This is a genomic window from Pseudomonas tehranensis (genome assembly GCF_014268615.1).
Classification (GTDB): domain Bacteria; phylum Pseudomonadota; class Gammaproteobacteria; order Pseudomonadales; family Pseudomonadaceae; genus Aquipseudomonas; species Aquipseudomonas tehranensis.
The window spans coordinates 1-12,263 of the sequence record NZ_JABWQV010000144.1 but is presented as its reverse complement, the minus strand read 5'-3'; the positions used below and the strand labels follow the sequence as shown (position 1 = coordinate 12,263).

Here is a 12,263-nt window from a genome sequence, read left to right as displayed (position 1 = left end):
GCTATCGCGAGCAGGCTCGCTCCCACAGGTAATGTGGGGGCGGTCATTGCCGTTAAATTCAGAGCGCCTTGACCTCGATGATTTCCACTTCGAAATTCAAGGTCTTGCCCGCCAGTGGGTGGTTGAAGTCCACGGTCACCTGAGCGTCGTCGAAAGCTTTCACCACACCTGGCAGTTCCGTGTTGGCCGCGTCGTTGAAGATCACCAGCAAGCCTTCGGACAGTTCCATGTCCTGGAACTGGGAGCGTGGCATGGTCTGCACGTTTTGCGGGTTGGGCTGACCAAAGGCGTTTTCCGGTGGAACCACCACGGTGCGCTTGTCGCCGGCCTTGAAACCGAAGATCGCCGCCTCGAAGCCTGGCAGCAGGTTGCCGTCGCCAACCTTGAACACGGCCGGAGCCTTGTCGAAGGTGCTGTCGACGGTGTCGCCGTTTTCCAGGTGCAGGGCGAAGTGAAGCTTCACTTCAGTGTTTTGAGCGATACGCTGCTCAGTCATGGACGGCTTCTCCGGTTTTCTTGCTCTTGAACATGTCCAGCGCGAGCATCACAGCACCCACGGTGATGGCGCTGTCGGCAAAGTTGAACGCCGGGAAATACCAGCGGTTCTGCCAATGCACCAGGATGAAATCGATCACGTGGCCCAAGGCAATCCGGTCATAAAGATTACCCAGCGCGCCCCCGAGCACCAATGCCAGCGCCACGGCCAGCCAGGTCTCATCGCGGCCCAGGCGTTTGAGCCAGACCACCAGCACGCCACTGACCACGATGGCGATCAGGGCGAACAGCCAGCGCTGCCAGCCCGAACTGTCGGCCAGGAAGCTGAACGCCGCGCCCGTGTTGTAGGCCAGGGTCCAGCTGAAGTAGTCGGGAATGACCACGATCTGCTGGTACATGGTCAGCGAGTTCTCGAAGTAGTACTTGCTGGCCTGGTCAATGACCAGGACCAGCACGCTCAACCACAACCAGCTCAGCCGGCCGAAACGGCCCGCTGCGTTAGGCGCCACATTAGGCATAGTGACGAACCTCACCGGTGCCGCTGATGTTGTCGACGCAACGACCGCAGATTTCCGGATGCTCCGGGTTCACGCCGACGTCTTCGCGGCAGTGCCAGCAACGGGCGCACTTGGTGTGGTTCGACTTGACGATCTTCAGCTTCAGGCCGCTGACTTCAGTGACGACCGCATCGGCCGGCGCCTGCACCAACGGCGCGACACTGGCAGTGGAGGTGATCAGCACGAAACGCAGTTCGTTGCTCAGCTTGGCCAGGTCGACCCCCAGGGCTTCTTCGGCGTAGAGGGTCACTTCGGCCTGCAGGTTGCCACCCACGGCCTTGGCCGCACGCTGGATCTCCATTTCCTTGTTGACCGCTGCCTTGACCGCCATGATCCGGTCCCAATAGGCCCGGTCCAGCTCGAAACCTTGCGGCAGTTCGGTCAGGCCTTCGTACCAGGTGTTGAGCATCACCGACTCGTTGCGCTCGCCCGGCAGGTACTGCCACAGCTCGTCGGCGGTGAACGCCAGGATCGGCGCGATCCAGCGCACCAGCGCTTCGCTGATGTGGAACAGCGCGGTCTGGCACGAACGGCGCGCCTTGCTGTTGGCGCCAGTGGTGTACTGGCGGTCCTTGATGATGTCGAGGTAGAAGCCACCGAGCTCCTGCACGCAGAAGTTGTGGATCTTGGAGTAGACGTTCCAGAAACGGTACTCACCGTAATGCTCCTGCAATTCGCGTTGCAGCAGCAGGGTACGGTCCACGGCCCAACGGTCCAGCGCGAGCATTTCCTCGGCCGGCAGCAGGTCGGTGGCCGGGTTGAAGCCGGTCAGGTTCGACAGCAGGAAGCGCGCGGTGTTACGGATCCGTCGGTAGGCGTCCGCGCTGCGCTGCAGGATCTGTTCGGAAACGGCCATCTCGCCGGAATAGTCGGTGGAGGCGACCCACAAGCGCATGATGTCGGCGCCCAAGGTGTCGTTGACCTTCTGCGGCGCGATCACGTTGCCCAGGGACTTGGACATCTTGCGCCCGGACTCGTCGACGGTGAAACCGTGGGTCAGCAACTCGCGGTACGGTGCGTGGTTGTCGATGGCGCAACCGGTCAGCAGCGACGAGTGGAACCAGCCGCGGTGCTGGTCCGAACCTTCCAGGTACAGGTCGGCACGCGGGCCGGTTTCATGGCCCATCGGGTGCGAGCCGCGCAGCACATGCCAGTGAGTGGTGCCGGAATCGAACCAGACGTCCAGGGTGTCGCTGATTTTGTCGTACAGCGGCGCTTCGTCGCCCAGCAGCTCGGCGGCGTCCATCTTGAACCAGGCTTCGATGCCTTCGACTTCGACGCGCTTGGCCACCATTTCCATCAGCTCGACGGTGCGCGGGTGCAGTTCGCCGCTTTCCTTGTTCAGGAAGAACGGGATCGGCACGCCCCAGTTGCGTTGGCGGGAGATGCACCAGTCAGGACGGTTGGCGATCATCGAGTGCAGGCGCGCCTGGCCCCAGGCCGGCACGAACTTGGTGTCCTCGATGGCTTTGAGGGAGCGTTGGCGCAGGGTCTCGCCAGTGGTTGGCTGCTTGTCCATGCCGATGAACCACTGCGCGGTGGCGCGGTAGATCAGCGGGGTCTTGTGGCGCCAGCAGTGCATGTAGCTGTGTTCGATGACGGTGGTGTGCAGCAGCGCGCCGACTTCGGTCAACTTATCGACGATGGCCGGGTTGGCTTTCCAGATGAACTGGCCGCCAAAGAACTCCAGCGATGGCACATACACGCCATTGCTCTGCACCGGGTTGAGGATGTCGTCGTTGACCATGCCGTATTTCTTGCAGGTCACGAAGTCGTCAACGCCATAGGCCGGCGCGGAGTGAACCACACCAGTGCCTGCGCCCAGCTCCACGTAGTCGGCCAGGTACACCGGCGACAGACGATCATAAAACGGATGACGGAAATTGATCAGCTCCAGCGCCGAACCCGGGGTGGTGGCCAGCACCGAGCCTTCGAGGTTGTAGCGGGCCAGGCAGGACTCGACCAGCTCTTCGGCCAATACCAGCAGCTTGTCGCCAACATCGACCAGGGCGTAGTTGAATTCCGGGTGAACGTTCAACGCCTGGTTGGCCGGGATGGTCCACGGGGTGGTGGTCCAGATCACGATCGACGCCGGTTTGCTCAGCTTGCCCAAGCCGAAAGCGGCGGCGAGCTTGTCTTCATCGGCGATCGGGAAGGCGACGTCGATGGTCGAGGATTTTTTGTTTTCGTACTCGACTTCCGCCTCGGCCAGGGCCGAACCGCAATCGAAGCACCAGTTCACGGGCTTGAGGCCCTTGAACACGAAGCCGCCCTCGACGATTTTCGCCAAGGCACGGATTTCGCCGGCTTCGTTTTTGAAGTCCATGGTTTTGTAAGGGTTGGCGAAGTCGCCCAGCACGCCGAGGCGGATGAACTCGGACTTCTGCCCTTCGATCTGCTCGGTGGCGTAGGCACGGCACAGCTCGCGGGTCTTGTCCGCGCCCAGATTCTTGCCGTGGGTCACTTCAACCTTGTGCTCGATCGGCAGGCCATGGCAATCCCAGCCCGGGATATACGGCGCGTCGAAACCCGACAGGGTCTTGGAGCGCACGATCATGTCCTTGAGAATCTTGTTCAGCGCGTGACCGATGTGGATCGTGCCGTTGGCGTACGGAGGGCCGTCGTGCAGGACGAACTTCGGACGATCCTTGCCAATCTCGCGCAACTTTCCGTACAGGCCAATGCTGTCCCAACGCTGCAGAATCTGTGGTTCGCGCTGAGGCAGGCCGGCCTTCATAGGGAAGGCGGTGTCCGGAAGGTTTAGCGTGGCTTTATAGTCGGTCATTTAAGGCTCTTCATTAGCGATTGGCGCTGGTTGCGACAAGGGCACGGGCGGCGGCGATATCTGCATGGATCGCCGTCTTGAGCGCCTCCAGAGAGGCAAAACGCTGCTCTTCACGCAGCTTTTGGTGGAAAACCACCGTCAAACGCCGGTCATACAGATCGCCGGCAAAATCCAGAACATGTACTTCGAGGTGGGCCTTGCCATCCCCCTGGACCGTGGGCCGGACGCCGATATTGGCGACACCGGGCCAAGTCTTGCCGTCGATCTCGACACTCACCAGGAACACCCCGGTCAGCGGTACACGACGACGCTTGAGTTGCACGTTGGCCGTCGGCGTGCCCAGTTGGCGCGCCAGTTTCTGCCCGTGCAGGATCCGTCCGGCAATCCGGTACGGCCGGCCGAGCAAACGCTCGGCCAATTCGAAGTCGGCAGCCGCCAGGGCATTGCGGACCTGGGTACTGCTGACGCGCATGCCATCCATCTCGACGGTCTGCGCGGCTTCGACAGTGAAGCCCCGGGCCTTGCCGGCCTGTTGCAGGTAATCGAAATCCCCTGCCCGGTCGCAGCCGAAACGGAAATCATCACCGACTTCCAGATGTTTTATATCCAGACCGCCCACCAGGATGGTCTCGACGAATTCGGCGGCACTGAGCTTGCTCAGGCGCTGATTGAAGGCCAGGCACAAGACCCGGTCAACGCCTTCGGCGGCCAGCAGATGCAGCTTGTCCCGCAGCCGGGCCAGACGGGCCGGCGCGGTGTCCGGGGCGAAAAATTCCCGGGGTTGCGGCTCGAAGATCACCACGCAACTGGGCACGCCCAATTCCTGGGCACGCTCGCGCAACCGCGCCAGGATAGCCTGGTGGCCACGGTGAACACCGTCAAAGTTGCCAATAGTGGCGACACAGCCCCGATGCTGGGGGCGCAGGTTGTGGAGGCCTCGAACCAGCTGCATAACGCGCTTCTTGCTCATAAAGTGGCCGATTATAACCACACCCGGCGGCCGACGACAGGCAACACCGTAACCCAAAGTGATCGAGCCGACAAAACCACTGCCCGGCCCGGGATTATCGAGGGTAAACCCTCAGCTCAAGCCCTTGCGGTTGAAGTCGCGCAGGCGGAAGCCCATCAGCAGCAGCATGCCGAAATACGCCACCACGCCCGCGACGACCAGCACTCCCAGGCGCAGGAAACGCTCAAGCATCTGCCCTTCGCCCCAGGCTGGCATGAAATGCATCGCCCCCAGCAACACCGCCGACATCACGCCCACGGCCACCAGCAGTTTGAGGCCGAACAGGCCCCAGCCCGGCTGCGGCTGATACATATTCTGCTTGCGCAATTGGTAAAACAGCAGCCCGGCATTGAGGCAGGCGCCAGCACTGATCGCCAAAGCCAGGCCAGCATGGGCCAGCGGACCGATCAGCAACAAGTTGAACAATTGGGTCATCACCAGGGTGAAAATGGCGATTTTCACCGGGGTGCGAATGTTTTGCTGGGCATAGAAACCTGGCGCCAGCACCTTGATCACAATGATACCCAGCAAGCCCACCGAGTAAGCGATCAATGCCCGCTGGGTCATCAGGGCATCAAATGCATTGAACTGACCGTACTGAAACAACGAAACGGTCAGCGGCTCGGCCAGGATGCCCAGCGCCAGGGCACAGGGCAACACCAGCACGAAGCACAGGCGCAGGCCCCAGTCGAGGATGCGCGAGTATTCCTGACGGTCCTGGCTGGCGTAGGTCTTGGCCAGGGTCGGCAACAGGATCGTGCCCAGGGCCACGCCCAACACGCCGGACGGCAACTCCATCAGGCGGTCGGCGTAGTACATCCACGACACCGAACCGGCCACCAGGAACGAAGCGAAAATGGTGTTGATGATCAGGGAAATCTGACTCACCGAAACCCCGAGGATCGCCGGCAGCATCTGCTTCATCACCCGCCACACGCCGCTGTCGCGCAGATTCAGGCGCGGCAGCACCAGCATGCCGATTTTCTTCAGGTGAGGCAGTTGATACAGCAACTGCGCCAGGCCGCCCACCAACACCGCCCAACCGAGGGCCATCACCGGGGGATCGAAGTACGGTGTCAGGAACACCGCAAATACGATCATGCTGACGTTGAGCAGGGTCGGCACGAAGGCCGGTACCGAGAAACGGTTCCAGGTATTGAGGATCGCCCCGGCCAGAGATGACAGGGAGATCAGCAATATATAAGGAAAGGTCACCCGCAACAGGTCCGTGGTGAGCTGGAATTTTTCCGGGGTATCGGTAAAACCCGGTGCCGTGGCCCAGATCACCCAGGGCGCGGCGAGCATGCCTGCAGCCGTGACCAGCGCCAGCACCAGCGTCAGCAAACCCGTGACGTAAGCAATGAACGTGCGGGTCGCCTCGTCGCCCTTCTGACTCTTGTATTCCGCCAGGATCGGCACAAAGGCTTGGGAAAATGCCCCTTCGGCGAAGATCCGCCGCAACAGGTTGGGCAACTTGAAGGCGATGAAGAAGGCATCGGTGGCCATCCCGGCACCGAATATCCGAGCAATCAGCGTGTCACGAACGAACCCCAGGACGCGTGAAAGCATCGTGATAGAGCTGACGGCAGCCAACGATTTGAGCAGATTCATGAAAAGAGTTTTTGCCTGTCGATAAACAGCAGGCGAACAACGCGCCCACTTATGCGATACTCCGCGCCGCTAAACAGTGCAGAGCCAAAGCCCGCGAGTTTACAGGTCGCACGCTGGAAAGAAATCATCCGGTGCGTTGTACCTGCCATTCAGCGGAACGTGTCACCCGCCCTTGACAAGACATCAACTCATCGGCATGATTCGCGGCCTATTTTGTTTGCTATTTCCTAAAAAGTCTTTCGAGGAGCTCGACGGTGGCCAACACACCTTCCGCCAAAAAACGTGCAAAACAGGCTGAGAAGCGTCGCAGCCACAACGCCAGCCTGCGTTCCATGGTCCGTACCTACATCAAAAACGTAGTTAAGGCCATCGACGCAAAAGACGCTGAAAAAGCCCAAGCTGCTTACGTTCTGGCTGTGCCAGTTATCGACCGTATGGCCGATAAAGGCATCATCCACAAGAACAAGGCTGCTCGCCATAAGAGCCGCCTGAATGGCCACGTAAAGGCCCTGAACGTTGCCGCTGCTGCCTAAGCGACGCGCTCGTTAAAAAACCGACCTCAGGGTCGGTTTTTTATTGCCTGGGATTTAACAGGCACCGCACGAACAATGTGGGGGCAGACCTCTGTGGGAGTAAGGCTTGCCCGCGACAGCATCGCCTCAGCATTAAGATAGACCGAGGCGCCTGCATCGCAGGCAAGCCTTGCTCCCACACAACCTCTCTCACAATGAGTTTGCCCGAACTATTGAGCACGAGCCCACGGCAGGATCGGAATCGCCGTCACCGCATTCTGCGGACTGCCTTCGATCACGCGGTCGCTGTAGACCAGGTACACCAGCGTATTACGCTTCTTGTCGAGAAAACGCACCACCTGCATGGTCTTGAACACCAGCGACGTGCGCTCCCTGAACACTTCCTCACCGTCCTTGAGCTCGCCCTTGAAGCTGATGGGACCGACCTGACGACAAGCAATGGACGCCTCGGCGCGATCCTCAGCCAGGCCCAGACCACCCTTCACCCCACCGGTCTTGGCCCGGGACAGATAACACGTCACCCCATCCACCTTCGGATCATCGAAGGCCTCAACGACGATCCGGTCATTCGGCCCGACAAACTTGAACACCGTCGACACCTGGCCAATTTCCTCGGCCGAGGCCAGCAGCGGCAATGCCACCAGCAAGCCGATCAATCCTTTTGCCAAACCCATGATTTTTCCTTAGACGAGAATCAGGTTGTCACGGTGAACCAGCTCTGGCTCGGCCATGTAACCCAACAGACCGACAATCGCATCAGACGATTGACCGATGATTTTTTGTGCTTCGAGCGCGCTGTAGTTGGCCAGGCCGCGAGCGATTTCGCGACCATCCGGCGCCACGCACACCACCATTTCGCCGCGACGAAAACTGCCCTGGACCAGCTTCACGCCCACCGGCAGCAGACTTTTATTACCCTGGGACAGCGCCGACACCGCCCCCGCATCCAGCACCAGCGTGCCACGGGTTTGCAGATGCCCGGCCAGCCATTGCTTACGAGCCGCCAGCATGCCGCGCTCAGGGGACAACAATGTGCCGATGCGCTCACCCGCCTTCAGACGATCCAACACCCGCTCCAGCCGCCCACCAACAATGATGGTGTGGGCCCCGGAACGAGCAGCCAGACGGGCGGCGCGTAGCTTGGTCTGCATGCCGCCTCGCCCCAGCGCGCCACCGGTACCGCCCGCCACCGCGTCCAGCGCCGGATCATCGGCACGGGCTTCGTAGATCAACTTGGCGTCAGGGTTACTGCGCGGATCGGCGTCGAACATGCCGTCGCGATCCGTCAGAATCACCAGCAGATCCGCTTCCACCAGGTTCGCCACCAACGCGGCCAGGGTGTCGTTGTCGCCGAAACGAATCTCGTCGGTGACCACGGTGTCGTTTTCGTTGATCACCGGGATGACTTTCAGCTCAACCAGGGCTCGCAAGGTGCTGCGGGCATTGAGGTAGCGCTTGCGGTCGGACAGGTCATCATGGGTCAGCAGAATCTGCGCCGTGTGGCGACCCAGCTCGGCAAAGCTCGACTCCCAGGCCTGCACCAGGCCCATCTGACCGATGGCGGCAGCAGCCTGCAACTCATGCATCGCGCTGGGTCGCGATGTCCAGCCCAACCGACTCATGCCAGCTGCTACAGCCCCCGAAGAGACCAAGACCAGCTCGACGCCGGCTTCATGCAAAGCCACCATCTGCTCGACCCACACCGCCATCGCCTTGCGATCCAGGCCCTTGCCATCCGCCGTCAGCAATGCGCTACCGATCTTCACGACCCAGCGCCGCGCACCCGTCACCTTGCTCCGCATCATCTTCAACCTTTGCCAGCGAACGGCGCGACCCAGCACCGCCCATGGGATTATTCGTATTTGCGTTTTACAGATACCAAAACGCCGCTCGAATGAGCGGCGCCTTGGAAACTGGCTGATTGCGATGATAACACCGCGCCTCGCCGGATGAACTGTCATCGCGGGCAAGCCTTGCTCCCACAGGAGCTCGACTTGCCGCGAAATCAGTCGCGAACGTAGATGATTTCCGGACCGTCTTCGTCATCCACGTCTTCTTCATCCCAATCGTCGTCACCGATGTCATGGACCGACTTCACGCCACTGCGACGCAGGGCACGCTGATCATCCAGCGCTTGCAACTGAGCACGCGCCTCGTCTTCGATACGCTGATCGAGCTCGGCCAACTCTTCCTTGTAGGCAGGGTCATTGGCCAGGCGATCGGCACGATCTTCCATATAACGCATGATGTCGTGACACAGGCGCTCGGTGCCCTCTTTGGCAATGGCCGAGATCACGTAGACCGGACCTTCCCACTCCAGGCGATCGACGATTTCCTTGACCCGCTCTTCATGCTCTTCTTCGAGGATCTGGTCGCACTTGTTCAGCACCAACCAGCGGTCACGCTCAGCCAGGGCCGGGCTGAACTTGGTCAGCTCACTGACAATGACTTCGGCCGCATCAGCAGCACTGGTTTCATCCAGCGGCGCCATGTCCACGAGGTGCAGCAACAACCGGGTACGGGACAAGTGCTTGAGGAAGCGAATCCCCAGGCCGGCGCCATCAGACGCACCTTCGATCAGCCCTGGAATGTCCGCAACCACAAAGCTCTTCCAGCGATCGACACTGACCACACCCAGGTTCGGCACCAAGGTGGTGAACGGGTAATCGGCCACTTTCGGCTTGGCCGCCGACACCGAGCGAATGAAGGTGCTCTTGCCGGCGTTCGGCAGGCCCAGCAGGCCCACGTCGGCCAGCACTTTCATTTCCAGCTTCAGGTCGCGCTGTTCACCCGGCTTGCCAGGCGTGGTCTGGCGTGGCGCACGGTTGGTACTGGACTTGAAACGGGTGTTACCCAGACCGTGCCAGCCACCATGGGCCACCAGCAGACGCTGGCCAGCCTTGGTCAGGTCGCCAATGACTTCCTGGGTGGCGGAGTCGATCACCGTGGTGCCGACCGGCACGCGCAGGATCAGGTCTTCGCCCTTTTTGCCGGTGCAGTCGGTGCTGCCGCCATTGGAGCCACGCTCGGCATCGAAGTGCCGGGTGTAACGGTAGTCCACCAGGGTGTTGAGGTTTTCGTCGGCGAGCATGTAGATCGAGCCGCCATCGCCGCCGTCACCACCGTTAGGACCACCGTTCTCAATGAATTTTTCCCGACGGAAACTCATGCAACCATTGCCGCCGTCGCCGGCCTTTACTCGAATCGATACTTCATCAACAAACTTCATGACACACGCCTCTCGCCATACGGACGAGCCAAAAAAACAAGACATAAGACTCTTGCAAAAATGAGCGCAGCGACCTGATGACACGCCCCAACCGCAGCGCCGACAGCCCATACAAACAGTTTTGCAAGAGACTCACCCCACAAACGAAAAAGCCCCGTCGCAAGACAGGGCTTTTCCAGCGGTCTCGCAATTAAGCTGCGATAACGCTTACGTAACGACGACCGAAGGCGCCTTTTACCTCGAACTTGATCACGCCTTCGACTTTAGCGAAGAGGGTGTGATCCTTACCCATGCCTACGCCGTAGCCAGCGTGGAATTGGGTGCCGCGCTGACGCACGATGATGTTGCCCGCTTTGATAGCCTGGCCGCCATACATCTTGACGCCAAGGCGTTTGGCTTCTGAGTCGCGACCGTTACGGGTACTACCACCAGCTTTTTTGTGTGCCATGAGTTCAATTCTCCTAGTGAGGAATTAGGCTGAAATTAAGCCTGAATACCGGTGATTTTGATCTCGGTGTACCACTGGCGGTGGCCCATACGCTTCATGTGGTGCTTACGGCGACGGAACTTGATGATGCGGACTTTATCGTGACGACCTTGGGAGATCACTTCAGCCACAACGGTAGCGCCAGCAACGACTGGAGCGCCGATATTCACGTCATCGCCATTGGCGACCAACAGAACGCGATCAAAAGTCACGGATTCGCCAGTAGCGATTTCCAGTTTTTCGATCTTCAGGTATTCACCTGGGGCGACCTTGTATTGCTTGCCACCAGTAACAATTACTGCGTACGACATGGTATTTCTCCGATAATCCTGCTCACCCAGCGCTTTATAAGAAGAGGTATTGGCTGGCATGGCTGCATGGGCTGGAAGGCCCTGATGCAATTGCGTAAGGCAGGTGCTGCCCAGGAAGTTCAGGGTGCGCGATTGTACGCAAGCCGCAAGCGCCTTGCAAGAGGCCGTCCATCGTGCCTTGACAGGCCCAGGCGTGGGTCCTAGCATGCCGCGCAACCCTTCTGGAGCACCTGTCGCTGATGCAACCCCAAGCTTTCTACCGCGCGGTGGCGGACGATTTTAGCGCCGTCGACGGCATCATCAAGAAGCAGCTGACTTCCCGAGTGCCGCTGGTATCGAAAATCGGCGATTACATTACTTCGGCCGGGGGCAAACGCCTGCGGCCTTTGTTGGTGCTTTTGTGTGGCAAGGCCCTGGGTCGCGAAGGCGACGACATGCGCCTGCTGGCCGCCACCATCGAATTCCTGCACACCGCGACCCTGCTGCATGACGACGTGGTCGACATGTCCGGCATGCGCCGTGGCCGCTCGACCGCCAACGCCATGTGGGGCAATGCCCCAAGCGTGCTGGTGGGCGACTTCCTGTATTCGCGCTCATTCGAAATGATGGTCGAACTGGGCTCGATGCCGGTGATGAAGATCCTGTCCCAGGCCACGCGCATCATCGCCGAAGGCGAGGTGCTGCAGCTGTCCAAGGTGCGCGATGCCAGCACCACCGAAGAAACCTACATGGAAGTCATCCGCGGCAAGACCGCGATGCTCTTCGAAGCCTCGACCCACAGCGCCGCCGCCCTGGCTGGTGCCAGCGCCGAGCAGAGCGAAGCGTTGCGCACCTTTGGCGATCACCTGGGTGTAGCCTTCCAACTGGTCGACGACCTGCTGGACTACAAGGGCGACGCCGAAACCCTGGGCAAGAACGTCGGCGACGACCTGGCCGAAGGCAAGCCGACCCTGCCGTTGATCTACACCATGCGCGAAGGCACCCCTGAGCAGGCGGCGCTGGTACGCCAGGCGATCCAGAAAGGCGGGATCGAAGACCTGGAGAGCATCCGCGAAGCGGTTGAAGCCTCCGGCTCGCTGGACTACACCGCGAAACTGGCCCGTGACTACGTCGCCCGCGCAATCAAATGCCTCGACGCCCTGCCAGCAAGCGAGTACCGCGATGCGCTGGTGGAGTTGAGTGAGTTTGCGGTGGCCCGTACTCACTGATCCACAAGGGCTTTTTGTGGCGAGGGAGCTTGCTCCCG

General features: G+C 60.4%; 12 protein-coding genes. 2 read left to right on the top strand and 10 right to left on the bottom strand.

Features of this window, described 5'->3' with window-relative positions; genetic code table 11:
- Positions 1-58: 58 nt before the first annotated feature.
- The 5 genes from fkpB to murJ all read right to left on the bottom strand — a co-directional run bounded on the left by fkpB (position 59) and on the right by murJ (position 6,457).
- On the bottom strand, positions 59-496 hold the full coding sequence (fkpB, locus tag HU811_RS18550; RefSeq protein WP_092403409.1) for an FKBP-type peptidyl-prolyl cis-trans isomerase: 438 nt from the start codon (positions 494-496) through the stop codon (positions 59-61).
- Positions 489-1,013: a signal peptidase II gene (lspA, locus tag HU811_RS18545; protein WP_092403411.1), complete on the bottom strand. Its 525-nt coding sequence runs from the start codon at positions 1,011-1,013 to the stop codon at positions 489-491. The genes fkpB and lspA overlap by 8 nt, the downstream gene beginning before the upstream one ends.
- Entirely contained in the window at positions 1,006-3,837 is a 2,832-nt protein-coding gene (gene ileS / locus HU811_RS18540) for an isoleucine--tRNA ligase (RefSeq protein WP_186657381.1), read from the bottom strand. The genes lspA and ileS overlap by 8 nt, the downstream gene beginning before the upstream one ends.
- Before the next feature lie 13 nt (positions 3,838-3,850).
- Positions 3,851-4,789: a bifunctional riboflavin kinase/FAD synthetase gene (gene ribF, locus HU811_RS18535; protein WP_047230167.1), complete on the bottom strand. Its 939-nt coding sequence runs from the start codon at positions 4,787-4,789 to the stop codon at positions 3,851-3,853.
- Between the two features lie 129 nt (positions 4,790-4,918).
- The gene (gene murJ / locus HU811_RS18530) at positions 4,919-6,457 is read right to left on the bottom strand and encodes a murein biosynthesis integral membrane protein MurJ (RefSeq protein ID WP_186657378.1); all 1,539 of its coding nucleotides are present in this window, start codon (positions 6,455-6,457) and stop codon (positions 4,919-4,921) included.
- A gap of 254 nt (positions 6,458-6,711) precedes the next feature.
- On the opposite strand from murJ, the gene rpsT reads away from it, so the two are divergent.
- Positions 6,712-6,990 carry a 30S ribosomal protein S20 gene (gene rpsT, locus HU811_RS18525; protein WP_003185593.1) on the top strand — a complete coding sequence of 93 codons (279 nt, stop codon included), beginning with the start codon at positions 6,712-6,714 and terminating at the stop codon, positions 6,988-6,990.
- Between the two features lie 209 nt (positions 6,991-7,199).
- On the opposite strand, the gene HU811_RS18520 is transcribed toward rpsT, so the two are convergent.
- The 5 genes from HU811_RS18520 to rplU form a co-directional block, all read right to left on the bottom strand.
- Entirely contained in the window at positions 7,200-7,664 is a 465-nt protein-coding gene (locus HU811_RS18520) for a CreA family protein (RefSeq protein ID WP_092403419.1), read from the bottom strand.
- A gap of 9 nt (positions 7,665-7,673) precedes the next feature.
- Positions 7,674-8,792: a glutamate 5-kinase gene (gene proB, locus HU811_RS18515; RefSeq protein ID WP_092403421.1), complete on the bottom strand. Its 1,119-nt coding sequence runs from the start codon at positions 8,790-8,792 to the stop codon at positions 7,674-7,676.
- A 203-nt stretch (positions 8,793-8,995) separates the two neighbouring features.
- A complete protein-coding gene (cgtA, locus tag HU811_RS18510) occupies positions 8,996-10,219 on the bottom strand; it encodes an Obg family GTPase CgtA (protein WP_047230163.1) in 1,224 nt (407 codons plus the stop codon).
- A gap of 190 nt (positions 10,220-10,409) precedes the next feature.
- The gene (gene rpmA, locus HU811_RS18505) at positions 10,410-10,667 is read right to left on the bottom strand and encodes a 50S ribosomal protein L27 (RefSeq protein ID WP_003205738.1); all 258 of its coding nucleotides are present in this window, start codon (positions 10,665-10,667) and stop codon (positions 10,410-10,412) included.
- A 35-nt stretch (positions 10,668-10,702) separates the two neighbouring features.
- Positions 10,703-11,017, bottom strand: coding sequence for a 50S ribosomal protein L21 (gene rplU / locus HU811_RS18500; protein ID WP_003176051.1), 315 nt, complete (start codon positions 11,015-11,017; stop codon positions 10,703-10,705).
- Between the two features lie 239 nt (positions 11,018-11,256).
- On the opposite strand from rplU, the gene HU811_RS18495 reads away from it, so the two are divergent.
- The gene (locus HU811_RS18495; protein ID WP_076386394.1) at positions 11,257-12,225 is read left to right on the top strand and encodes a polyprenyl synthetase family protein; all 969 of its coding nucleotides are present in this window, start codon (positions 11,257-11,259) and stop codon (positions 12,223-12,225) included.
- Positions 12,226-12,263: the final 38 nt, after the last annotated feature.